This is a genomic window from Tritonibacter mobilis F1926 (assembly GCF_000376545.2).
In the GTDB taxonomy this organism is placed as follows: domain Bacteria; phylum Pseudomonadota; class Alphaproteobacteria; order Rhodobacterales; family Rhodobacteraceae; genus Epibacterium; species Epibacterium mobile.
Map to the genome: position 1 here is coordinate 1,403,342 of NZ_CP015230.1, position 25,200 is coordinate 1,428,541.

Below are 25,200 nucleotides of genomic sequence, written 5' to 3' on the forward strand. Positions count from 1 at the left end.
TACACCTGATATGCCGGGCTGGAATGGCGTGTTGGAATGGAGCATAGCTCCGTTTCAAGTTAATAAACACTCATATGCACAAGGATTAAGCATTTGTCCTTCTCAGTCGGACCCACACATCTCGATCCTCCCGTGGCGCTGGCACCGATGGCTGGCATCACGGATCGTCCCTTTCGCGATCTGGTGCGCTCTTTTGGTGCGGGCCTCGTGGTGAGCGAAATGGTCGCCAGTCAGGAAATGGTGCAGGCCAAGCCCGGCGTGCGCGAGAAGGCAGAACTGAGCGCGGATGTGGAAAACACCTCCGTCCAGATCGCCGGGCGAGAGGCCTATTGGATGGCTGAGGCCGCGCGGCGGGTCGCGGGCAGTGGTGCGCGCATGATCGACATCAATATGGGCTGCCCGGCGAAGAAGGTAACAAACGGGTATTCCGGCTCGGCCCTTTTGAAGACCCCGGATCACGCGCTGTCGCTCATTGAGGCGGTGGTCGAGGCCGTCGATGTGCCCGTCACGTTGAAAACCCGGCTCGGCTGGGATGACAATTGTCTGAATGCCGCAGATGTGGCGCGCCGGGCGCAAGACGCTGGGGTGCAGATGGTCACCATCCACGGCCGCACGCGCTGCCAGTTCTACAAGGGGCAGGCCGATTGGGCGGCGATTGCCGAGGTTCGGAACGCGATCTCTGTGCCGCTGCTGGCCAATGGCGACATCGTGGATGCGGCCACTGCGCGGCAGGCGCTGAGTGCCTCTGGCGCAGATGGTGTGATGATCGGGCGAGGCGTGCAGGGCAAGCCCTGGTTGCTGTCACAGGTCGCGCATGAACTCTGGGGGAGTGCTGCGCCTGATATTCCCACCCAAGGGGATTTTGTCGACATGGTATCAAGGCACTACGAGGCGATGCTTGAGTTCTATGGCGATGACCTAGGCCTGCGTGTCGCGCGCAAACATCTGGGTTGGTATATGGATGAGGCAGGCACACCAACAGCCCTGCGGCGTGAGGTTCTAACAGCCAAAAGCCCGGCAGAGGTGCTGCGCTTGCTGCCCGCAGCATTGCAGGATCAGACGCAGGAGGATGCTGCATGAATGCTTCAAATGGTCCTCACAGCACCGATTGCGCCATCTGGGCGTCGCTGCCCGTGCCAGCCTTTCTTGTCGATGCAGAAAACTGCATTGCGGATGTGAACTCTGCCGCCGAAGGATTTATAAATTCGTCACGTAAATCCCTGATCGGACAGAAGATATGGCAACGGGTGGCGATTGAGTCATCCATCGAGATCGCGTTCGATAAGGCCCGCGTGCAGGGCACGCCGCTGTTTGTAAATGACGTAGATGTAGGCGCGCGCGAACGGGCGCCGCTGCAATGCGCGGTGCAGATTGCGCCGCTGCATGGACACCCCGGCCATATGCTCCTGATGCTGTCCCCGCGCGAGCTGGCGGGGCGGATGACACAGACCCATTCGGCAAAATCCGCCGCCCAGTCTGCCATCGGCATGGCAGAGATGCTCGCGCATGAAATCAAGAATCCATTGGCGGGGATCACCGGTGCGGCGCAGCTCTTGAGTATGAACCTCGCGCCGGATGACCTTGAACTTACAGACTTAATCGTGAGTGAGAGCCGCCGCATCGTAAAGCTGCTTGAACAGGTGGAGCAGTTCGGAAACCTCTCGGAGCCCGATTTCAAACCGGTCAACCTGCATGATGTTCTCGACCGCGCGCGCCGCTCGGCACTGTTGGGGTTTGGCGCCCATATGAAGATCATCGAGAAATACGACCCCTCGCTGCCATTGGCATGGGGAGACCCGGACCAGCTGTTGCAGGTGGTGCTGAACCTGCTGAAGAACGCCTCCGAGGCGGCGGGAACGACCGGCGGCACCATCACGGTACGCACGTTCTACGAGCATTCTTTCCGCCTGCGGCGCAGCGATGGGCAAGGCAAGCTGTTGCCGCTCCAGATCGAGATCAGCGACGACGGACCCGGCCTGCCAGAGAGTATCCGCGAGGACATCTTTGAACCCTTCGTCTCCGGCAAGGAGAACGGCACCGGCCTTGGTCTGGCTCTGGTCAGCAAGATTATCGGCGACCACAACGGCTGGATTTCGGTGCGTTCGGAACCCGGTAATACAACCTTCAGATTGTCTCTTTCGCGCGTTCCGCGTGAGCAAAAATAACTCAGGAGAACAAAGACATGGACGGCACCGTTCTTGTGGCAGATGACGACCGTACGATCCGCACTGTCCTCACCCAGGCGCTGACCCGGGCGGGCTGCAAGGTCCATGCGACCTCCTCTTTGACGACCTTGATGCGTTGGGTCGGTGAAGGCAAAGGCGATGTGGTGATCTCGGATGTGATGATGCCCGACGGCAATGGGCTGGAGATGCTGCCGAAGATCGCACAGGATCGTCCGGGGCTGCCAGTCATCGTGATTTCAGCACAAAACACGATCATGACGGCCATCAAGGCGGCTGAGGCCGAGGCCTATGATTACCTGCCCAAGCCCTTTGACCTGCCCGAACTGATGAAGCGCACGGCAAAGGCGCTGACTGAAAAGCGAACCGCTCAAGTCCCCGGTCAGATCGATGTACCGGAAGAGCGCCCAGATGAGCTGCCGCTGGTGGGACGCACAGAGGTGATGCAGACGCTTTATCGGTTGATTGCGCGCGTGATGAACACGGATATGCCGCTGTTGATCACCGGAGAAAGTGGCACCGGTAAATCATTGATCGCACTAGCTATTCATGATTTTTCCGACCGTCGCACCTTGCCATTTGTGGTGGCCGAGGCGTCAGACCTGATCGAACTGGAAGGGCCATCCCGTCTGCTTGGTCAGGTGAAGGGTGGAACGCTTTTGATTGATGAGTTGGTGGATCTGACCGATGAGGCGCAGGCGCGTTTGGTTCGGATGATGGATTCGCCCGGCGATCATGCGCCACGGTTCATCGCAACCTCCAGTCAGCAAGATCTTGCTGAACAGCTTGAGGCAGGGGCGTTGCGGCAGGATCTCTATTACCGAATTTGTGGAACAGAGCTCTCCGTGCCAGCACTGCGAGAGCGTGTCGAAGACATTGCGCTATTGAGCGAGCATTTCCTCTTGCGGGCCGAAACTGAAGGCGTTGCCCGACGTATCCTGAGCGATGACGCGCGCGACCTTTTGCGGCACTACGCATGGCCCGGCAATGTCCGTCAGTTGGAAAATACTGTTAAAAGACTGTCTCTTACCGCGAGAAGTGACATTATCAGCAAGGCAGAAGTCGCAGCGGCATTAGGCCCCCAGAGCACCGGAGTTGAGCCGGTTATGGGGGGCGGCGCGAACAATGAGAAACTTTCCGAATCTGTCGCGCGACATTTGCAGAGATATTTCGATTTGCATGGCGACATGTTGCCGCCACCGGGGCTTTATGCGCGTCTTTTGCGTGAAGTTGAGACGCCACTGATTGAGATTGCACTGGCTGCAACTGGCGGAAATCAGGCGAAATGCGCTGATCTTCTGGGGATTAACCGGAATACATTGCGCAAGAAAATCACCGACCTCGATATTGAGGTGACACGCCGTCGCAAACTGATGTAATATCGCCACAGGAGCGTTGCTTAGTCGCCAGAAGGCGCATGGGGTAACGCGAAATCATGTGGTGAGCGGAAAACGCTCAACATCAACTGGGGGCAGTCGGTGGCGCAGATGTCACATATCCGCTCGGTGTATCTATGGTTTGGTGCCCTAGATCGCTGGCGAAAGACGCGTCGGGCGCGCAATATCACCACGCTTGGTCTGGTGCTGCTTGGGCCAATCATGGCGCTGGCCACTTTCCTTGTGATCGGTCCACTCAGTCAGGACGCAAGCTCTCCGGCGATGCGTCTGATCCTTCTGGCGGATCTCGTCTATGTCCTATCGATCACCGCATTGGTGCTGAGCCAAATCGGTCGTTTGATTGCAGCGAGGCGCGAAAAGTCTGCCGGATCGCGCCTGCATCTTCGCCTCATTGGCGCGTTTGCCTTTCTCGCCTTGGTTCCAACGGTCACGGTTGCGGTGTTTGCTGTTTTGACGGTGAATGTCGGGCTCGAGGGGTGGTTTTCCGAGCGCGTGCGCGATGTGATCGGAAACTCCGTAAAAGCTGCAGAAGCCTACGAACGGCAGCAACGTCAGGATCTGGAACAAGACGCCATAGCGCTCGCCCGGTTTCTGGACCGGAGTCGTAGGAACAATTTCTTCATGAGCGACGGGCAGTTACGGCAAGTCCTTTCCCAAGGACAGTTGCAAATCCAACGCGGCTTGAAAGAGGCCTATGTGGTCAATGGTACCGGTGCAATCCAGACCCGGGGCGAGCGATCCTATGAGTTTGATTTCGAAAAACCAACGGATCAGGAGATCGCCTCAGCCGAGGCAAGTGAGCTCCACGTTATTCAGGATTGGGACAACAGCGAGTTTCGCGCGCTGGTCCGCCTGAACGCCTTTGTCGACCGGTATCTCTATGTCAGCCGTGAGGTGGACGGTGAGTTGTTGAATCTGTTGGATGACACGCAGGAAACAGCGCATCTCTATCAACAACTCGAAAGTGAACGCGGGCGTGTGTTGTTTGAGTTTGGTCTGCTCTACCTCGGCTTCGCGGTGATCTTAATTCTTGCTGCGATGTGGCTGGGAATGTGGTTTGCGGAACGGCTGTCACGCCCGGTTGGGCGATTGACCGTTGCGGCGCAACGGGTGGGTGCCGGGAACCTCAGTGTTCAGGTTGTCGAGGAAAACGGAGACGACGAGATTGCGCAATTGGGGCGCTATTTCAATCAGATGACCCAACAACTTCAGGCGCAGCGAGAAACACTTTTGCAAAATACGCGCCAAATCGAACAGCGCCGCCGTCTGTTTGACTCGGTGTTGTCATCGGTGACATCTGGTGTGGTTGGTCTGGATGCCAAAGGTTGCGTGACCTTTGTGAACACTTCCGCAAAGCGCTTGCTGGATTGGCGAGAAGACCAGAAATCTTTGGCGCTTGCTGTGGCGATTCCAGAATTCGGGCCGTTGTTTGATGATCTGATTGAGAGCGGCACCAGCACGGCGCAGGGTGAGATCAAGGTGACCCGGCAGGGGCGTCTGGAGAATCTTCTGGTGCGGATGGCGCGGCGGCATGCGGGTGACGACAAACTCGAAGGATATGTGGTTGCGTTTGACGACGTGACGGATCTTGTCAGTGCGCAGCGTATGGCGGCATGGGGCGATGTCGCGCGCCGCATTGCACATGAGATCAAGAACCCGCTGACGCCCATTCAACTAAGCGCAGAACGTATCAAACGAAAATTTGCGCCGAAACTTGGCGAAGAGCACAGTGATCAATTGCAATCCATGACAGACGTAATCGTGCGTCAAACCAATGATCTACGCCGCATCGTTGATGAGTTTTCCAAATTTGCGCGCATGCCTGAACCGGATCGCCATGAAGAAGACCTTGGCAAGCTGGTGCAGAGCGCCGTGCTTTTGCAGCAAGCGGGCCAGCCGGATTTGAAGATCAAAGCGGATATTCCGGATCATCCGATGTGCGTGGATGTGGATGCCACGATGATCGGTCAGGCACTGACAAACCTGATCAAGAACGCAGGGGAAGCCACGGAAACCCTTCGTAAAAAGGGCGTGGAAGATACCTACGCCCCAGAAATTCGGGTGTCGGTCACAAGTGATGAGAACGGACATGAGATCACTATCGCGGACAATGGGATCGGATTGCCCGCGGACCGGGCGCGATTGTTTGAACCCTATGTGACCACCCGCGACGAGGGCACCGGTCTGGGGTTGCCGATCGTGAAGAAAATTATCGAAGAGCATGGTGGCAGTTTGGTGCTTGAAGATGCACCCATCTTTGACGGGATGAGCCACCGGGGCGCTATGGCGGTGATCCGCCTTCCGGCACTGACGCCGGGAAATATCGCCCATAAACAAACCATAGTAGCAGGGCTGACATGAGTGATATTCTGATTGTTGACGATGAACGTGACATCCGGGAACTGGTTTCGGACATTCTCGAGGATGAAAGCTATGCAACGCGAAAAGCGGCCAACTCTGAAGAGTGTATGGCTGCATTTGAGGATGCGCCGCCCGCGCTGCTGATTTTGGATATCTGGCTTAAAGACAGCCAGATGGATGGGATCGACATCCTGAAGACCGTGAAGCGCGACTACCCCGAGGTGCCGGTCGTCATTATTTCGGGTCACGGTAACATCGAGATTGCTGTCGCTGCGATTAAGCAGGGCGCTTATGACTTTATCGAAAAACCCTTTAATATCGATCAGTTGATGGTCGTTATTCGCCGCGCGATGGAAACCTCGCGTCTTCGGCGCGAGAACACAGACCTCAGGCGCAAGGATGTGGGCGCGACGGATATGGTGGGAACCTCTCCGGCGTTTCGTGCGCTCACCAGCCAACTTGATAAGGTTACCAAATCCAATGGCCGCGTGATGCTGACCGGTCCGGCGGGCAGCGGCAAGGAAGTGGCCGCACGCTATATCCATGCCAATTCCAACCGCGCCAGCGCGCCCTTCATCACGGTGAACTGCGCCAGCATCGAGCCTGAGCGCATGGAGGATGTGCTCTTTGGTCGTGAGGGCAGTGAACGCGGCGTAGAGCCGGGCCTCCTAGAGCAAGCGGATGGCGGTGTGATCTTCTTTGACGAGGTCGCGGATATGCCCTCCGGCACCCAATCCAAGATCCTGCGCGTTTTGGTGGATCAACAGTTCGTCCGCGTCGGTGGCACGGATAAGGTAAAGGTCGATCTGAGGGTGGTTTCGGCGACAAATCGTGACCTTGAACAGGAAATCAAGGACGGGAACTTTCGCCAGGAGCTGTATCACCGTCTGAACGTGGTTCCGATTTGTGTCCCATCGCTGGCGGATCGTCGCGAAGACATCCCGCTTCTTGCCGAATACTTCATCGAAGGGTTCAATCAGAGCCAAGGCTTGCCGCTGCGCGAGTTGAGTGAGGATGCGGTCGCTTTGATGCAGACCATGACTTGGCCAGGGAATGTGCGTCAGCTTAAGAACCTCGTGGAACGTGTTCTTATTCTTGGTGATACGACCGATCCCATTCAGGCCAAAGACCTGCCCAGCGAAGAGGAAAAGGTCGAAACGGAAGGGCGCGTGGTTCTTTCGGGTGCACTGGCGACTTTGCCCTTGCGTGAGGCGCGTGAAGCCTTTGAACGCGAATACCTGCTCACTCAGATCAACCGGTTTGGCGGCAATATCAGCCGTACGGCGTCTTTTGTTGGCATGGAACGCTCGGCGCTGCACCGGAAGCTTAAATCACTCGGTGTGGTGACATCCAACAAGGCTGGCGCCCGCGTGGCACGGGTCGAGAATGAAGAAGAGGCGGAAGAAACGGCATAAACAAGGGGCAGGCCCGGCCTGTGCCGGGACAATTGAATTGACCATGCCAGAACCATCTGGCATGCAAATCAGGCAGTCCAGCGCCCGGAGAGCGGTCTATGAAAGTTATCATCTGTGGAGCCGGGCAGGTCGGTTGGCAGATCGCGCGGCATTTGTCGGGCGAACACAACGATGTCACGGTCGTCGACAACAATCCTGATCTGGTGCGCCGAGCGACAGATACCCTTGATGTTCAAGGGATTGCGGGCTTTGCTTCATATCCGGATGTGCTGGATCGGGCAGGGGCGCGGGATGCGGATATGATCATTGCCGCAACCCACTCGGATGAGGTGAACATGGTCACCTGTCAGGTGGCGCATTCGGTTTTTGCCATCCAACGCAAGATCGCGCGCCTGCGGGCCAAAAGCTATCTGAACGCGATTTACTCTGATCTCTATCGCCGCGACCATCTGCCGATTGACGTGGTCATCAGCCCGGAGCGAGAGGTTGCCGCCGCTGCGATGCAACGTCTGCGCGCACCTGCGGCGTTTGACACTGAAGTATTTATGGATGGTCGCGCACAGCTGTTGGGCATTCACGTCGAGGAAGATTGCCCGGTTGTGAACACACCCTTGCGGCAGCTCACCGAGCTGTTCTCGACCTTGCGCGCCATTGTTGTGGGTATTCGCCGCGATGGAACGCTTTTTGCGCCGGAGCCGGGTGATCAGCTGTTTGTTGGCGACGCAGCCTATGTATTCTGTCACGCTGATGACGTGAGCCGCACCATGGAAGTCTTTGGTAAAACAGAGAAACGTCAGGAACGTGTGGTGATCGTCGGCGGTGGTAACGTGGGGCTGGAGGTCGCCAAGGCACTGGAGGCGCGCACCGGTCGCACCCGCGCCAAGATGATCGAGAAAAGCCGCAAACACGCCGAAATTGCCGCCGAAGCATTGGAGCGCACGATTGTTTTGAACGGTGATGGTCTGGACCGGGGCCTGATGATCGAGGCGGGGATCGACAAGGCCGACGCCATGCTTGCGGTGACCGATGATGATAAGACCAATATGCTGGCAGCGGTTCGCGCCAAAACCGAGGGCTGTCCCTTCGCGATTGCCCTGATCAACGACCCAACGCTTCTGCCGCTGCTGCCGCATTTGGGGATCGACGCATACATCAACCCGCGGGCAACCACCGTCAGCTCTATCTTGCGCCACATCCGTTACGGCCGCATCCGGCAGGTTTATTCGATTGGTGACGCTGAGGCGGAGGTGATCGAGACTGAGGTTCTTTCGACTTCGCCTATGGCAGGTCAGGCCATTCGCGATATCGACTTCCCGGAAGGTGTTCTGGTCGGTGCTGTCAGCAAAAACGGCGAAGTGGTGCGCCCAAGCGGAGGCCTCCGGATTGAGGCTGGCGATACCATCGCGCTCTTTGCCATGGCCGCAGATGTGCGCGAGGTCGAGCGCCTCATGCAGGTCTCGATCGACTACTTCTAGCATGAAGCGCCGTCCCCTGTCCCAAGTCCGCGGTATCTTGCGGTTGCCGCTGTTGCTGCTCATCTGGGGGGTGTTTGCAATCGCCATGTGGATCCCGGCTGTGTATGCGGTGATCGTGGACGACCACCAAACCTCGCAGAGTTTCTTTTATTCCGGGATCGTTGGGCTGACCTTGGTGACGTTCGTGGGGTTGTCGATTTCGAATCGAGTGCCGCGATATGGGATGCCCGGCCAGTTGATGACCTTGCTGGCAACCTTTGTGTTTTTGCCCCTGTACCTTGCGATTCCACTGCAGGATGCTTTGCAAAACACAAGCTACCTGAACGCCTACTTCGATATGGTTAGTGCGTTGACTACCACCGGCGCGGATATCTTTGATCGTCCCGGACGAGTGCCGCAATCGGTGCATCTGTGGCGCGTATTGGTCGCGTGGCTGGGTGGCATGTTCATGTGGATCGCGGCATCTGCAGTTCTGGCGCCGTTGTCGCTTGGCGGGTTTGAGGTCACAACCCGCGCCGAGCCTGGCCGCAGTGATGCGATTTTGCGCGAAAGCCAGCGTCCCGATCCGCGCCGTAAGCTGATCCTTGTAACCCGGGCGCTGGCACCTGTTTACGCGGGGCTGACCTTCGCATTGGCGCTTTTGCTGATGCTCTGTGGCGAGAGTGGGCTGGTCGCGGTGAGCCATGCGATGTCGATTATGGCGACCTCTGGTCTTTCGCCGATTGGCGGAATTGGCGCAGCTCAATCGGGACTTGCAGGTGAGATGGTGATGTTCCTCTTCCTGCTGTTTGCCTTGTCGCGCCTGACATTTTCCAGCGATACGGTCGCGGTTGGGCATGGGCGTCTCGACAAAGATCCCGAGTTCCGGACCGGCATGCTGATCATCATCGGCGTGCCGATGCTTTTGTTTTTGCGCCACTGGATTGCTGCGCTGGAGGTCAATGCATCGGACGATTGGACCATGGCGCTGGCGTCCTTTTGGGGCGCGCTGTTCACCGTCACCTCGTTTCTGACCACCAACGGATTCGAAAGCGCCTATTGGTTCAGCGCGCAGGAATGGTCCGGGTTGGAAACACCGGGAATGATCCTGCTAGGGCTGGCGGTGATGGGCGGCGGTGTTGCCACCACTGCGGGGGGCGTAAAGCTGCTGCGTGTTTATGCGCTCTACCTCAATGGTCTGCGTGAAATGGAGCGATTGGTCCTGCCGTCATCTGTCAGCGGAGAAGGGCGTGGAAACAGACGACTGCAGAGCAACGGTGCTTTTGTAGCGTGGATCTTTTTCATGTTGTTCGCACTGTCGCTTACGCTGATCTCGGTGGCGCTGTCAGCCTTTGGCATTCCATTTGAACAGGCGATGATTCTCGCCGTTGCGGGATTGTCCACAACTGGTCCGCTGATCGAGGCGGCCGGGCAGGTTCCGATTGAGCTGAACCTGTTGGATGCGCCTGCAAAGCTGATCTTGTGTTTCGCAATGGTTTTGGGGCGTCTTGAAACGCTGGCCATTATTGCGCTTCTGTCGCCCAATCTCTGGCGCAACTGACACAAACTGGCTAAGTCATGTGGAAAAGTGACGTTTTTCGGGTGGAAACCCGCTAAATCTGCGTCCATACTCGACATAAGGGACGCGTTGGGCCGCAGCGCGTAACAAGAACAAAGGCGAGATAATAAGCAAATGGCTTCGGACAGACAGAATCTTCAGGACGCTTTCCTGAACCACGTTCGCAAAACAAAAGTTCCAGTCACAATCTTTCTGATCAACGGTGTGAAGCTGCAGGGTGTGATCACCTGGTTTGACAATTTCTGTGTGCTGCTGCGCCGCGATGGCCAGTCGCAGCTTGTGTATAAGCATGCGATTTCGACCATCATGCCGGCCCAGCCGATCAGTCTCTATGAGGGTGAAGACTCCAATTGATGGAGCATGATAGGAAGCAGACCCGCGCCTGGGTCCTGCATCCGGATATCAAGTCAGACAGGGATCGTCGCAACGCTGTTACGGCGCTCGAAGAGGGTGTGGCGCTTGCCGCTGCACTCCCCGACCTCGAAGTGGTCGGGGCGAAAGTCGTGGGTTTGCCCAAGGCGCATCCCGGTATGCTGTTTGGTTCCGGCAAGATCGAAGAGCTGAAGACGCTGTTCACGGCGGAGGAGGTGGAACTGGTCCTGATTGATGGCCCAGTCAGCCCGGTCCAACAGCGCAATTTGGAAAAAGCCTGGAAGGTGAAGATTTTGGACCGGACCGGTCTGATTTTGGAAATCTTCTCAGATCGTGCGCGCACCCGTGAGGGGGTATTGCAGGTGGAGATGGCTGCGCTCAGCTACCAGCGGACGCGATTGGTTCGGGCCTGGACTCACCTGGAACGTCAGCGCGGTGGACTTGGCTTCGTCGGCGGCCCCGGCGAAACACAGATCGAGGCTGACCGCCGCGCCATTGACGAGCAACTTGTGCGGTTGCGTCGCCAGCTCGATAAGGTAGTGAAAACCCGGACGCTGCACCGTGCGGCGCGGGCCAAGATCCCATATCCGATTGTTGCGCTTGTGGGCTATACCAACGCGGGAAAATCCACGCTGTTCAACCGGTTAACGGGTGCAGATGTTATGGCCAAAGATATGCTCTTTGCCACGCTTGACCCGACCATGCGCCGTGTCGAGTTGCCCGACGGACCCGAAGTGATCTTGTCTGACACGGTGGGCTTTATCTCTGATCTGCCGACTGAGCTGGTCGCCTCCTTCCGTGCGACACTGGAGGAAGTGCTGGCGGCGGATGTGATCCTGCATGTACGCGACATCAGTCACAGCGACACCGAAAATCAGGCCGAAGATGTGGAGCAGATCCTCAATTCCCTCGGTGTGGATGAGGATCGCGCGTTGATTGAGGTCTGGAACAAGATCGATCAACTCTCAGAAGAGGACGCAGATGCCTGTCGCCAACGCGCTGAGCGTAGCGAGGAGCTATATGCGATCTCTGCGATCACCGGTGAGGGCTTGCCGGAACTTCTGAATGACATCGCGCTGAAATTGCAGGGCGTGCGTCATCATGAGGTGCTGCACCTCGATTTTTCACAAGGCAAGCAGCGCGCATGGTTGTTCAAACAGGATGTGGTCCAAGAGGAAGAGCAAACCGATACAGGGTTTGAGATTTCCGTACGCTGGACCGACAAGCAAAAAGCACAATACGCAGCGCTCTAGGCGCTGCGTATTCTCTTGCGCGATCAGTCACGCGGCAAAATGCGTGTGACGCCGACTGCGGCAGCCCGCGCCAGATTTTCATCCAGAGACATCGGAATATATTCGCCGCGACGCCAGTATTGCGCCATGTCGTCATAGTAGCGCGACAGGAAATGGCCCGATTGTCCGGTGGCGATGATAAAGACGGAACTGTCCGGATCGGCAAAATCGTAGACGCCGCGATAACCGGCCCCATGCACATTATTAAAGGGCTCTGGCTCCTCACCGGAAGTCAAACCGCGCTGCAGGGTGTTGTCTCCACCGCTGGTGGATTGGCGAATATTCACGAAATACCGCAGCAACGGCACATCGCCTAGAACTTCGTGATCTTGGGTCGCCTGATGGGCATCCCCCCAGCGCAGACTCTCGAGCGTGCTGCCGTAATTCTCGCTGATATAGACCAGCGCGTCATCCAGTGCGAGCCGTGCCATATCGGTGCAGCTTTCGATCGGTGCACTTTGCGCGACATCGCACCAGGCCGACGCGCCATCTACATTGCGGAACACGCGTTCCAAGAACAATGGCTCTACTCGGGTATATGCATCAGCCAACGGGCCAAGATCATCTTCGATCAGGCGTTTTTGCAAAGCACGGACCCAGCTTGCGTAGATCAATGGTTCGGGCAGATGTTCGTTCATCTCGCCGTTCCACTCCGCCAGCAGGGACAGCGCGATATGGCGTTGTCGCTCTGGCGTGCCATCCGCAGCGGCTTCGCCAGTGAACCAAAGATCTGCGCCAATCAGCGGCAAGAGGGTCTGAGCACTGTATGACACCGTATCAAGCTGCGCTTCGATAAAGCTGTCGCGGGTATGGACCTCACGTCCTTGCATCAATTTGCGCCAACGATTGATCCGCTGGGTGTCGCCCCATGCGTAGGTCACATGGTTCGGAAAAGGGCGCTCGAGCAGCTTGTTGTTGGTATTGCCGAGAATACCGCCGCTGGGGGAGACAAACTCTGGGTTGGCCGCATAGGGCAGCCGCCCTTGCCAGCGGTTTTCACGCCGCCATCCTTGATTGGGCAAGCGGCCCTGGCTTTGGTTGCGCAGATCGCGGTCGGGCATCACACCGATGGTTTTCAGCGCGATGGTCTCTTGATCCGCAAGCGTTACGTTCTGCGAGGGCGCGATGAATTTCTCTCCGGCGTTAATGGCTTGCCGCACATTCTCAGATCGCATCAAGTCCAGCGCCGCCGTAATGGATGTGTCTTCGCGCGACAGGGCCGTCCAGCCAAGGCTCACCACATGGCCGGGAGGCGTGATCGAGGCGAGATCAAATAATGAGCCGGGCAACACGGGCCCATTTTCCGTCCATCGCAGTGTCAGCGTGAGCGGTGCATTGCCCTTGATCTGAACGATAGAGGGACGAGACGTGAATTCCTGATAGCCGTTCGGGGTCAGGTATTCTTGCGGATTGTCAGGGTTGATCTTCTCGATAAACAGATCCTGATCGTCCAGATAGGATGATGTCAGGCCCCAACCCATTTTTTGCGACCGCCCGGTCAGCACCGCTGGAATACCCGGAATCGTGCCACCGATCACGCCACCCGTGCCGAGTTCGAGCCGCGCCAGATACCATGTGCCCGGCGCGGTCAGGGTCATATGCGGATCGTTTGCAAGCAGGGTGCCACCCGCAGCGGATCGGCTGGGCGCCGCAGCCCATGCATTGGAGGCGCCGCCAAGGCCGCGCGGGGCAACTGGCATCAGTGCGGCATATTGCGGGTCAGCCAAGTTGAGGCCGTCCAACCCCGGAAACAGGCTGGTGTATTCCGGTAACGTAGCTGTGCCAGAACCCGGCGCATCCGGCAGGATATCAAGCAGCCGTTTGGGGTCATCCAGCGCGATCGAGGTTTGGGCGCGCAGGATTTCTTCTTGCATGTTCGAAGACAGTTGCACCGCCATCAGTTTCATAATCGCGATACTGTCAGCAGGCTGCCATGGCGCAATCGGCATGTTGAACAGGAACATTTCCGGTGCGCCACGACCAAGAGCATTCTCGTTCACTTCCTGAAGGCGCGCATTGACGCCCGCAGAATAAGCCGTCAGCGCGCGCAAAGCTTCGGGGCTTTGTGAGGATACGGAACTGCGCGCCGCGCCGTAGAGATCAAGGCGGCGCAAAAAACTGTCTGTTTTAACGGTGCGTGGGCCGAATACTTCAGACAAACGCCCTTGGGCAGTCCGTCGCATCACGGCCATCTGCCAGAGCCGGTCTTGCGCATGGGCATAGCCCAACCCAAAAAACACATCCTCATCCGAGGCACCAAAGCTGCCAAAAATATGGGGGACATTGGCATTGTCGCGCACAATCTCGACCGGAGCAGTGGGGCCGGGCAGGGCGATTTCCTTATTATACTCCGGCAGGCTTTGCGCCGCCAAAAAATAGACCAGGATCGCCCCCAGAACCCCAAGCAGAATCGTGCCGGCTGTCAGGCGTAGAAGCCAGCGGAAAAGGCGTGCCATTCGTTGTCTATTCCCTTGGTATTTCGGTGTTTGTTGCCAAGCCGCATTGCGCTTTAGGCCGGTGCTGCTAGGGTTGGCGCCAACATATGCGAAGACAGAACAGGGGGAAAGGACATGGCAAAAATTGCGTTCCTTGGATTGGGCGTCATGGGCTATCCAATGGCGGCACATCTGCAAAAGGCAGGGCATTCTGTAACCGTTTACAACCGTACAAGCGCAAAGGCGGAACGTTGGGCAAGCGAGACAGGCGGCAGTTTCGCGCCGACACCCAAATCAGCCGCGGAAGGTGCGGATTTCGTGATGGCCTGTGTGGGCAACGATGATGATCTGCGGTCAGTCTGTTTGGGCGATGACGGTGCTTTTGCGGAAATGCAGGCGGGAGCAATCTTTGTCGATCATACCACCGTCTCGGCGCAAGTGACTGCGCAGCTTTATAGCGCTGCACAAAAATCAGGGGTCGGTTTTGTCGACGCACCTATTTCCGGCGGCCAGGCGGGTGCCGAAAACGGTGTCTTGTCGATCATGTGCGGTGGAGACGCTGATCATTTTGACAAGGCGGCCCCCGTCATGGAGGCCTATTCACGCATTTGCCGCCGTATCGGCGAGAGCGGTGCGGGTCAGATGACCAAAATGTGCAACCAGATCGCAATTGCAGGTCTGGTACAGGGTCTAAGCGAAGCGCTGCATTTTGCAGAAAAAGCAGGTCTTGATGGGCGTGCGGTGGTTGAGGTGATCAGCCAGGGAGCCGCAGGCAGTTGGCAAATGGCCAATCGTTATGAGACCATGCTTGACGATCATTTTGATCATGGTTTTGCGGTGGACTGGATGCGCAAGGATCTAGGGATCTGTCTCGACACAGGAGATGATATTGGCGCGAGCCTGCCGGTGACCGCGCTCGTCGATCAGTTCTACAAGGACGTGCAAAAGCTCGGCGGTGGCCGTTGGGACACCTCTTCGCTTATCAAACGTCTGCGCGCGATGGGCTGAAACAACAAAGCCTCCCTAAATGAAGGGAGGCTTTTATCCGTCTGATATTTATGAATATCAGGGGATGATGCGTGTGTATTTGGAGCCTTCGATGGTGGCGCCGATGCGAATGCCTGCCTGACCAAACACCGCAGCAACAACCGGCGCCGTCAGCGTGTTGGTGTCAGCGGTCAATGCATCGCCTTCATCCATCACGACATATTCAAGATCTGCACCGGCGGTCCAACCGGAGGAGCGGCGGAAGCGGGCCAAAGCGGCATCGGTCATAAAGAACAGCACATGCGAATATTGCTGCGCGCCCATTTGCAGACCGGCATTGCCCTTGAGAGCGGCGTAGTAATCAACTGTCGCACCATTGATCCGCAGCGCACCGCGTCCATAGGCCCCGCCAAAAATAAACCCGGCCTCAGTGACGAGCGGCATCACCAGCATACCGGCAGATTTACTGGCAAGATCCCGTGTGCCGGGATAACGGTCATACATTTGGTTGAGCGTTGCATTCACTCGTGCGTCGATTTTCACATCGTTTGTGTTGCCAATACCATTGCTACACGCAGCGGTTGCACCAATGGCGGCGAGACCGGATGCGGTAAACGCACGTCGGGAAAGACGAGATTTAGAAGTGTCCATTTTGATACCTGCTCATGGAATTTAGCGCTTATTACGCCTTGTTTGGCGACACTATATGCATAATCCGCGTGGCTGTCATGTCGAAGACTGTCAAATTGAGCAGGTTCCTGCCGGGGGAACCTGCCGTGCCACTTATCCGTTCAGCAACCGGGCCACTTGCGGGGCGAAATATGTCAATACACCATCGCAACCGGCACGGCGAAAGGCCATCAGGCTTTCTAGCATGACTTTCTCACCATCGATCCAGCCATTGAGCGCAGCGGCCTGGATCATCGCGTATTCGCCAGAGACCTGATAGGCGAAGGTGGGAACCGAGAACTCTTCTTTTACACGGTGACAGATATCGAGATATGGCAGACCGGGTTTCACCATGACCATATCCGCCCCTTCGCGCAGGTCGCGGGCGATCATACGCATGGCTTCATTGGTATTGGCTGGGTCCATTTGGTAGGTCTTCTTATCCCCGGTCAGCGCGCCCGATGCTCCCACCGCATCACGGAACGGGCCATAAAACCCGGAGGCGTATTTTGCGGAATAAGATAGGATCGTAACGTTTTGAAATCCCTTGCTCTCAAGCGCGGACCGCATCGCGCCAATACGACCATCCATCATATCTGAAGGACCGATGATATCGGCACCAGCGTCGGCTTGGGCCATCGTCATCTTGACCAGGGCCTCAACGGTTTCGTCATTGCGAATTTTGCCATCGATCACAAAACCATCATGCCCGTTGATGTTATAGGGATCGAGCGCCACGTCGGTCATCACCGCAAGGTCAGGTACCGCTGCCTTGATCCCACGAATGGCCCGGTTGCAGAGATTTTCGGGGTTCCACGCCTCAGCGCAATCCTCTGTTTTTAAAGAGGGATCAGTATACGGAAAGAGGCAAATCGCCGGAATGCCGAGCGCATGCGCCTCAATCGCGGCCTCCACGACTTTATCCACGGATCGACGCACCACGCCGGGCATGGAGGGAACGGGTTCCTCGATACCTTCTCCGTCGCGTACAAAAACGGGCCAGATCAAATCATTCACCGACAGTTCATTCTCTCGCGTCAGGTTGCGCACTGCGGCTGAGGCACGCAGGCGACGAGGGCGGGAAGCGGGGAAAGGCGCGCTGACGTAGGGCATCTGGGTCTCTTACACTGTTCTGGTGCTTATGGGTTGCATGGAACAGAGGTGTTTCACAAGTGCCCGAACCGCGCATTTCTGACGCAGCAGTACTTGTGTCGCAGGGCGTGGCGATGGATACAGGGCGGGTGCGCAGATATGCACCACGGACAATAACCTATCAGGGAATAAACGCGCCTTGGATCTGTTTAGTATCATCTTCGAACTGATTGACCTTCGGTCGTTTTCTAATCTGTGGTACTGGATCGCGCTGGCGGTGTTATGGTCTTCAGCCAGCCATTGGGTACTTGGTGTTCCCTTTGATATGGTTGGACGGGCCGCGAAACACGGTGGCGAGGCGGCGCAAGATTTGCAGGATGCTGTTCGTATCCAGGTGAGCAGATTGATATATATCGCTGATGTATCAGGATTTATCCTGACAGCATTTGCGTTTTTTGCAGTGACGACATTGCTGATGCTCGGGTTTGTGTATCACGTTGAATTTGCGCAAGCCGTGGTGCTGATGTTGCTGCCGATGTATATCGTGGGGTTCATTAATTTGCGCACTGCACGAGCATTGCGCGCACCTCACGATGACGAAGCTCTGCGCAAGAGGCTGACGCACACCCGGATTATGATCCAATTGGTTGGTGTCGCGTCCATCTTTGTGACAGCCCTTTGGGGTATGTATCAAAATTTGACAATCGGCGTGCTCGGCTGAGCGGCGAACACGAAGAACAAGGAAGACTCATGTCACAGCAATCCGTCGTCATGGGGGGCGCGCCCGAAGGGTTCGACGCGCGTCTGGTTCTGAAGGAAATGGCGCGCGGTGGTAAGCCGGTGCTGCATATCGCGCGCGATGACAAACGGATGGAGGCAATGCGATCCGCGCTGCGGTTTTTTGCACCTGACGTCCCCGTTGTCATTTTTCCCGGCTGGGATTGCCTGCCGTATGATCGCGTGTCTCCAAACGCAGATATCTCTGCGGCGCGGATGGCGACGCTTGCGGCTTTGGTGCATGGGCTGCCACAGCAGTTCATCTTGCTCACCACGCTCAACGCAGCCATGCAACGTGTCCCGGCGCGGGAAGTTCTGAAAGAGGCTGCGTTCTCTGCGCGCGTGAATTCCAGAATAGATGAAGATGCACTCCGCAAGTTCTTGGTTCGTATGGGGTTTTCACAAAGCCCAACTGTGATGGAACCCGGTGATTACGCTGTGCGTGGCGGCATTATCGATATCTTCCCACCCGGTGAGAGCGGCCCGGTGCGGTTGGATCTGTTCGGCGATACTTTGGATGGTGCGCGACGGTTTGATCCCGCCACCCAACGTACAACAGAAAAACTCGATCTGGTGGAGCTGGCCCCAGTGTCTGAGGTCATCCTCGACGAGGCCGCAATCACGCGTTTTCGCCAGAACTACCGCATTGAGTTTGGGGCAGCAGGCAGTGATGATCCGCTCTATGAGGCCGTAAGTGCCGGTCGCAAACATCAGGGGATGGAGCACTGGCTACCGTTTTTCCATGAGCGGTTGGAGACATTGTTCGACTATCTGCCCGGAGCCACGGTCACATTGGATGATCAACTGACGCCTGCGCGGGTGGCGCGTTGGGACAGTATCGTTGACCAATATGAAACCCGCAAAATCGCGATGGATACCAAGGGGCGGATGGATTCGGTCTATAAGCCGACACCCCCAAAGAACCTGTACCTTGATGAGACCGCATGGAGCGACCAGATCAGCGCGCACCGCGCGGTGCAGTTTCATCCCCTGCCGCAGGCGTCTGGTCCCGGCGTGGTGGATGCTGGCGGACGCATCGGACGCAACTTTGCGCCTGAGCGCCAACAGGAAAACATCAGCCTTTTTGGTGCCTTGGCGGACCATATCAAAGCAAAGCTGACCAAAGGGCCGGTGGTCGTCGCTTCTTATTCAGAAGGTGCACGCGAACGGTTGAGCGGCCTGATTGAAGATGAAGGGCTGGCTGAAACAATAGCGGTTGCTGATGGGCGCAGGATTGGCAAAGCGGGCCTGCATCTGGCCGTCTGGGCGCTGGAGCACGGGTTCGAAGCGCCTGATATGACGGTAATTTCCGAGCAGGACGTGCTCGGTGATCGCCTCATCCGAAAACCCAAACGCCGCCGCAAAGCCGAGAATTTCCTGACCGAGGCGCAATCGCTCTCTCCGGGGGATCTTGTTGTTCATGTCGATCACGGCATTGGTCGTTACATCGGGCTGGAGGTGGTCACAGCCGCCGGTGCAGCACATGAATGTTTGTTGCTAGAATATGCTGAAGAATCAAAGCTCTATTTGCCTGTTGAGAATATCGAACTGCTGTCGAAATACGGTCATGACGAAGGGCTGTTGGACAAACTTGGCGGCGGCGCATGGCAGGCCAAAAAGGCACGCCTGAAGGAGCGTATTCGCGAGATGGCGGATCGATTGATCCGTATTGCCGCCGAACGCGCTTTGCGCAAAGCGCCAGCCATGGATCCACCGCCGCACGCATGGGAGGAGTTTTCGGCACGGTTCCCTTATCAGGAAACCGACGATCAGCTGCGCGCCATTGAGGACGTGATGAACGATCTGAACTCTGGCCAGCCGATGGATCGCCTGATCTGCGGCGATGTGGGCTTTGGTAAGACAGAAGTGGCGATGCGTGCCGCCTTTGTCGCAGCAATGTCTGGACTACAGGTCGCCATTGTCGCCCCGACCACATTGCTCGCGCGTCAGCACGCGGCCGGTTTCAAGGAGAGATTTCGCGGATTTCCTTTAGAAGTCAGGCAGTTGTCGCGGTTTGTTCCGGCAAAGGAAGCCAGTCAAACGCGCGAGGGTTTGGCCAAAGGTACGGTTGATATCGTTGTCGGTACCCATGCGTTGCTGGCCAAGAACATTCGCTTTCAAAATCTGGGCCTTCTGATCATTGATGAGGAACAGCACTTTGGCGTGGCTCACAAGGAGCGCCTGAAACAGCTCAGATCCGACATTCATGTGCTCACCCTGACCGCAACCCCAATCCCGCGCACACTTCAACTTAGCCTTACAGGGGTGCGTGATCTTTCGATTATTGGCACACCGCCCGTGGATCGCCTTGCCATTCGCACTTATGTGACGGAGTTCGATGCCATCACCATCCGCGAGGCGCTGCTGCGGGAACACTATCGCGGCGGGCAGAGTTTCTACGTGGTGCCGCGGATCTCGGATTTGCCGGAAATTGAGGCCTTCCTTCAGGAGCAACTGCCGGAGCTTAGCTATGTGGTGGCAAACGGTCAGATGGCGGCAGGGGAACTCGACGACCGGATGAACGCCTTTTACGACGGGAAATACGATGTCCTGCTGGCGACGACGATTGTGGAATCTGGTCTCGATATCCCGACTGCCAATACGATGGTGGTGCATCGCGCAGATATGTTCGGGTTGGCTCAGCTCTATCAAATCCGGGGGCGTGTTGGACGCTCGAAGACGCGAGCCTATGCGTATCTTACGACAAAACCGCGCCAGAAGCTGACCGATAGCGCAGAAAAACGTCTGCGTGTTTTGGGATCTCTCGACACCCTAGGCGCAGGATTTACTCTTGCATCTCAGGACCTTGATATCCGAGGTGCAGGTAACTTGCTGGGGGAAGAACAGTCCGGCCAGATGCGCGATGTTGGCTATGAGCTTTACCAGTCGATGCTGGAAGAGGCGATCGCCAAGATCAAATCCGGAGAGGTCGAGGGGCTGGTCGAGGGGGATGAACAATGGGCGCCGCAGATTAATCTTGGGGTGCCGGTTCTCATCCCAGAAGCCTATGTTCCAGATCTGGACGTGCGACTGGGGCTCTACCGCCGTCTGTCGTCACTGACAACAAAAGTCGAACTGGAAGGGTTTGCCGCCGAGCTGATTGACCGATTTGGGAAATTGCCTAAGGAGGTCAACACGTTGATGCTGGTTGTTCGGATTAAGGCGATGTGCAAAAAGGCCGGTATTGCCAAGCTGGATGGCGGGCCCAAAGGCGCGACCATTCAGTTCCACAACGACAAGTTCGCCTCTCCGCAAGGCCTGGTCGAGTTCATTCAGTCGCAGGATGGTTTGGCGAAGGTGAAGGATAATAAGATCGTTGTTCGCCGTGACTGGCGTAAAGACAGCGATAAGATCAAAGGTGCGTTTGCAATTGCGCGGGATCTGGCAGAGAAGATCGTGGCAGAACGTAAGAAAGCCAAGACGGCCTGAATTCGCCTTATAAATGTCACGCAACGCGTTGTAAAAATATAAAAAGCCCCTCGCAGGTTCCGACAGCGAGGGGCTTTTATTGTTTATGCGGGGGCCGTCATCGCCTCAACGCGGCCCATCCAGACCATTACCGCAAAGGCGAGAGCTGCAGTGCACAGAACGCCGCCAACCATCGGCACAACGGTTCCATCGAACAACAACCCGATCGGAGCGGCAATGAATGCCGCAGCCACGGTTGAGATCGCTCCCATAACCGATGCGGCCATGCCCGCGATATGACCCATCGGTTCCATCGCGATGGCGTTCAGGTTTCCAAGTGTCAGCCCAACCATGAAGAACACGCTCGTCTGCCAGAACACAAAAATATAGAAGCTCATTGGATCGCTCAGCGACAGCCCCGTCAGAGCGAACATTGCTGTGCTGATCACGATCTGCGCGCCCAAAGCCCATGTCACCATGCGCCGCATCCCAACACGTCCAACGAGCGACGCATTCAGCAGGCTGGCGGTACCGGCCATCAGCGCAACAATCATGAACCAGAACGGAAAGCTCTCTCCGCGGTCAAAGACCACATCATAAACGGGCTGTACCATGATGATAACAGTGAACAACATGGACATGCAGAACGTTTGTGCGAGGATTGATAGGCGCACGGTTGGATGGCTGACCATCTCTCGTAGGGCACCGATCAGTTGCGGCAGGCGGAACGGACGTCTGCTTTCTTTCTTCAGCGGTTCTTCGAGGCGCACCCCCATCCAAAGGACTGTGATCAGCGAGAACACAGCAAAAGCGGCAAAGATACCGCGCCAGCTGGAGATGGCGATAATCCCGCTACCCAAAAGCGGAGCAAATGCGGGAACCAGGGTGAAGACCATCATCGCAAGCGACATGATCCGCGCCATGTCACGACCGACATAGAGATCGCGAACAATCGCAAGCGCAACGACGCGTGGCGCGGCTGCACCTAGCCCCATCAGGAGGCGCGAAAAGAGAATGGTTTCGAGCGACTGGCTGAAATAGGAGGCGAGCGCGCCGAGACAATAAAGGCTGCATCCGACAAAGATCACCGGTTTACGGCCAAAGGCATCGGACAATGGGCCGGTAAAGAAGGTTCCAAGCCCCATACCCATCACAAAGGATGTAACAATCAATTGAGCTTGATTTACATCATCCGGGCTCAGAGTAGCGCCAATATCCGGCAAGGCGGGCAGCATCGCATCAATCGAGAAAGCAATTGTGGCGAACATCATGGCGATCATGGCGATAAATTCGCCCTGCGACAGTGCTTTTTTGCGTGTTTCAATCATGTGTAACCTCTCACGGAGGCAAGAACGGGAGCGGACATTGCTCCGGGTTCGACCACCGGCAAGTATGGCGCTAACACGGATCTTTCGGGCCGGAAAGTGGTTCAACTGTTAAATGCGCGCACAAAGACCTGTGCGCCCGAGACAGATCGCCGGGTCCGCTCATCCGTCGAAACCATAAAAACGATAGTGCTTTTAATGTGTTGAACCGTTTGGTTCAGAATTTTCGGCACTCTGCGCCGGCTCGCTAAGCTGTGAGCGAATATCCGCTATGACCTGAGCCCAAAGCTCTGGTTGCTGCGCGCCGGGGACCACATGTTGATTGGCTAAGATGAAAGTGGGAACCGAATTAACGCCCATCTTTCGGGAATGCGCATCGCGAGAGCGAATCTCCTCGATGTCATTATCGCCTTCCAAGAGTTTCTCGACGACAGCGCGTTCCATCCCAACGTGTTCGGCCAGATCCGCGAGCACCTTGGTGTCGCCGATATCTTTGCCGTCGACAAAATAGGCTTGAAACAGCGCATCCACGATTGCGGATTGCTTTGCTTCCAGTCCGGCCCAGTGGATCAGGCGATGAGCGTTGATCGTGTTTGGCGTGCGTTGCATCGCTTCGAAATTGATCTCCACACCGGCTTCGCGTGCGTGGTCTGCGATCTGAGCGTAGACCTTTACCGCATTGTCTTTGCCACCAAATTTCGTTTCCAGATAGGTCCGCCGATCCATGCCGCCCTCTGGCATGTCGGGGTTGAGCTGAAACGGGTGCCATTCCACGACAAACGGGTGGTCGGGCGCATCCGCCAGCGCGCGATCCAGATGAGTCTTGCCGATATAGCACCACGGGCAGATTGGATCGGACAAGATATCGAGTTTCACATGCGCAAGCGGTTGGGTCATGGTTTAGTCCTTAAACAGATCGGGCAGGGCGCGGCGCAGGAGTTTGCCATTTGGGTTTGTTGGAAACTCGGCCAGGCGTTTGTAAGTTTTGGGGCGCTTGTACTCTGCAAGCCGCTCCTGTGCAAAAGCATGCAGATCCAGTTCGGTCACATCGTCGCGACCCTTGTAGAAACCTGCGATGATGCGAACGCCAGGTTTCACCTCAACCTCCGCAACGGCGAACTGCATAAGCGCGGGATGGTTGGCGAAGATGGCCTCGACTTCCAAGGGGGACACGCGATAGCCGCCCGCATTCATCATGTCGTCGTTTCGGCCACAATAGGTGATCTGGCCGCTCTCCTGCATGATCCCGCGATCACCGGTCAAAAACCAATCGCCGGCATAACGCGCGCGGGTTTCCTCAGGTGCGTTGATGTAGCCGATCATCAGGCCGGGGTCGTCACGGTGGATTGCGATGATGCCTTCAGTTCCAATGGGAACAGGGCCGTCTTCACCGAGGATCGAAATCCGGCGCCCGATCTGTGGTGTGCCAAGGTTTTTGGGCTCTGCAGGGCGATGGGGCGCGGACGAAATGAAAGTCGAGCACTCCGACATCCCAAACGCCTCGTAAATGGCGGTGCCAACGCGGGTCTGCCATTGCGTCCTGATATCGGTTGAGAGCTTCTCGCCTGCGGCTAGCCCATGGCGCAAAGCGGGCAGTTTGGGAAGGGTCTCTGATTTTAAGATCTTCCTGTAAACACCGGGCACTGCGGCAAATATAGAGGCTTCTGTTCGGGCTAAAATCTCAGGCAAGCCAGCCAGATCTGTATCCGCGGCAGGAATAACTGCCGTGGCGCCAACGGACAGCGGGTCCATGATCCCGGTCCCAAGTGTGAAGGTCCAATTGAAAGCACCAGCGTGCAGCAGGCGATCCTGCGGCCGAAGGTCGTACCAATCTCGGATCATCATACGGCGCGCCCAGATCGCCCGATGCGCATGTCCAACCGCTCGTGGTGTCCCTCCGGTGCCCGAAGTATAGACGATATAGGCAAGCTGGTTTGGGTCGCTTTGCACAAAGTCGGCAGCCGCGCAGTCGCGCATCTTTTGCAAGTCCGGCAGCGATAGCTGACGATCATGTGAAATGGTGCTGATCCCCGGTGCGGAAACGACACCAGCAGGATTGAGGTCGCGCGCAATGCGTTCGACCTCTCGGGGTGTCAGTTGCGCAGATGTGGGAACAGGGATGATCCCAACGCTGATAGCGGCCAGGAAAACAATTGGAAAATCAATCGTATTTCCCATCCGCATCAATAAGATATCGCCCGTATTAAAACCGGAATTGAGCAGGCCGGTTGCGGTACCGCGCACGGCGGCAGAAAACGCCGCATAGGACCAGATCTGATCGTCCTTGTTCCCCGATATCAGGATAGCGGGATGCTCTGCGCGTGCCTCAGCATGCTGCAGAACATAGGCTGCAAGATTAAAAGGCGCGGGGCAGGCTGGTGGGCCGCCATTGTCAAAAATGGAAAGCATGATGAAATGCCTAACCTGCGAGATAAATTCGGGCAAGTGAGCGTT

The 25,200-nt window shown here is 56.7% G+C and carries 18 protein-coding genes; 12 read left to right on the top strand and 6 right to left on the bottom strand.

What is annotated here, in order from left to right:
- The first annotated feature begins 93 nt into the window (after positions 1–93).
- From dusB to hflX, 9 genes are all read left to right on the top strand, one after another.
- Positions 94–1,080, top strand: coding sequence for a tRNA dihydrouridine synthase DusB (dusB, locus tag K529_RS06755; protein WP_005611607.1), 987 nt, complete (start codon positions 94–96; stop codon positions 1,078–1,080).
- Positions 1,077–2,165, top strand: a complete 1,089-nt coding sequence (locus K529_RS06760; RefSeq protein WP_005611604.1) for a two-component system sensor histidine kinase NtrB — start codon at positions 1,077–1,079, stop codon at positions 2,163–2,165. The genes dusB and K529_RS06760 overlap by 4 nt, the downstream gene beginning before the upstream one ends.
- A gap of 17 nt (positions 2,166–2,182) precedes the next feature.
- Positions 2,183–3,562, top strand: a complete 1,380-nt coding sequence (locus K529_RS06765) for a response regulator (RefSeq protein WP_005611602.1) — start codon at positions 2,183–2,185, stop codon at positions 3,560–3,562.
- Between the two features lie 99 nt (positions 3,563–3,661).
- Positions 3,662–5,941: a sensor histidine kinase NtrY-like gene (locus K529_RS06770; RefSeq protein WP_005611600.1), complete on the top strand. Its 2,280-nt coding sequence runs from the start codon at positions 3,662–3,664 to the stop codon at positions 5,939–5,941.
- Positions 5,938–7,356 (top strand): nitrogen assimilation response regulator NtrX, encoded by a 1,419-nt coding sequence (gene ntrX / locus K529_RS06775; protein ID WP_005611597.1) that lies wholly within the window; start codon positions 5,938–5,940, stop codon positions 7,354–7,356. Before K529_RS06770 ends, ntrX begins: the two co-directional genes overlap by 4 nt.
- Before the next feature lie 98 nt (positions 7,357–7,454).
- Entirely contained in the window at positions 7,455–8,831 is a 1,377-nt protein-coding gene (gene trkA / locus K529_RS06780; protein WP_005611594.1) for a Trk system potassium transporter TrkA, read from the top strand.
- A 1-nt stretch (position 8,832) separates the two neighbouring features.
- Positions 8,833–10,371, top strand: a complete 1,539-nt coding sequence (locus tag K529_RS06785) for a TrkH family potassium uptake protein (RefSeq protein WP_005611591.1) — start codon at positions 8,833–8,835, stop codon at positions 10,369–10,371.
- 132 nt (positions 10,372–10,503) lie between these two features.
- Complete coding sequence (gene hfq / locus K529_RS06790) at positions 10,504–10,743, top strand: RNA chaperone Hfq (RefSeq protein ID WP_005611588.1); 240 nt, start codon at positions 10,504–10,506, stop codon at positions 10,741–10,743.
- Positions 10,743–12,014 carry a GTPase HflX gene (gene hflX / locus K529_RS06795; protein ID WP_005611577.1) on the top strand — a complete coding sequence of 424 codons (1,272 nt, stop codon included), beginning with the start codon at positions 10,743–10,745 and terminating at the stop codon, positions 12,012–12,014. The genes hfq and hflX overlap by 1 nt, the downstream gene beginning before the upstream one ends.
- A 23-nt stretch (positions 12,015–12,037) precedes the next feature.
- Here hflX and K529_RS06800 read toward each other — a convergent pair whose 3' ends face one another.
- On the bottom strand, positions 12,038–14,509 hold the full coding sequence (locus K529_RS06800) for a penicillin acylase family protein (protein WP_005611574.1): 2,472 nt from the start codon (positions 14,507–14,509) through the stop codon (positions 12,038–12,040).
- A 114-nt stretch (positions 14,510–14,623) separates the two neighbouring features.
- On the opposite strand from K529_RS06800, the gene K529_RS06805 reads away from it, so the two are divergent.
- Positions 14,624–15,496: an NAD(P)-dependent oxidoreductase gene (locus tag K529_RS06805; RefSeq protein WP_005611571.1), complete on the top strand. Its 873-nt coding sequence runs from the start codon at positions 14,624–14,626 to the stop codon at positions 15,494–15,496.
- A gap of 57 nt (positions 15,497–15,553) precedes the next feature.
- Here K529_RS06805 and K529_RS06810 read toward each other — a convergent pair whose 3' ends face one another.
- Together K529_RS06810 and hemB are read right to left on the bottom strand one after the other, a co-directional pair.
- Positions 15,554–16,126 (bottom strand): lipid-binding SYLF domain-containing protein, encoded by a 573-nt coding sequence (locus K529_RS06810; protein ID WP_005611569.1) that lies wholly within the window; start codon positions 16,124–16,126, stop codon positions 15,554–15,556.
- A gap of 132 nt (positions 16,127–16,258) precedes the next feature.
- Positions 16,259–17,257, bottom strand: coding sequence for a porphobilinogen synthase (gene hemB, locus K529_RS06815; RefSeq protein WP_005611565.1), 999 nt, complete (start codon positions 17,255–17,257; stop codon positions 16,259–16,261).
- 178 nt (positions 17,258–17,435) lie between these two features.
- Here hemB and K529_RS06820 point away from each other — a divergent pair, with 178 nt between their 5' ends.
- Both K529_RS06820 and mfd read left to right on the top strand, forming a co-directional pair.
- Positions 17,436–17,957: a hypothetical protein gene (locus K529_RS06820; protein ID WP_005611563.1), complete on the top strand. Its 522-nt coding sequence runs from the start codon at positions 17,436–17,438 to the stop codon at positions 17,955–17,957.
- Between the two features lie 29 nt (positions 17,958–17,986).
- On the top strand, positions 17,987–21,442 hold the full coding sequence (gene mfd, locus K529_RS06825; protein WP_005611560.1) for a transcription-repair coupling factor: 3,456 nt from the start codon (positions 17,987–17,989) through the stop codon (positions 21,440–21,442).
- A gap of 83 nt (positions 21,443–21,525) precedes the next feature.
- Here the strand turns inward: mfd and K529_RS06830 are convergent, their stop codons facing one another.
- The 3 genes from K529_RS06830 to K529_RS06840 form a co-directional block, all read right to left on the bottom strand.
- Positions 21,526–22,749, bottom strand: a complete 1,224-nt coding sequence (locus tag K529_RS06830) for a multidrug effflux MFS transporter (protein ID WP_005611557.1) — start codon at positions 22,747–22,749, stop codon at positions 21,526–21,528.
- Positions 22,750–22,941: 192 nt separating this feature from the next.
- Entirely contained in the window at positions 22,942–23,643 is a 702-nt protein-coding gene (locus K529_RS06835; protein WP_005611549.1) for a DsbA family oxidoreductase, read from the bottom strand.
- Between the two features lie 3 nt (positions 23,644–23,646).
- Positions 23,647–25,155: a class I adenylate-forming enzyme family protein gene (locus tag K529_RS06840; RefSeq protein WP_005611547.1), complete on the bottom strand. Its 1,509-nt coding sequence runs from the start codon at positions 25,153–25,155 to the stop codon at positions 23,647–23,649.
- Positions 25,156–25,200 lie beyond the last annotated feature (45 nt).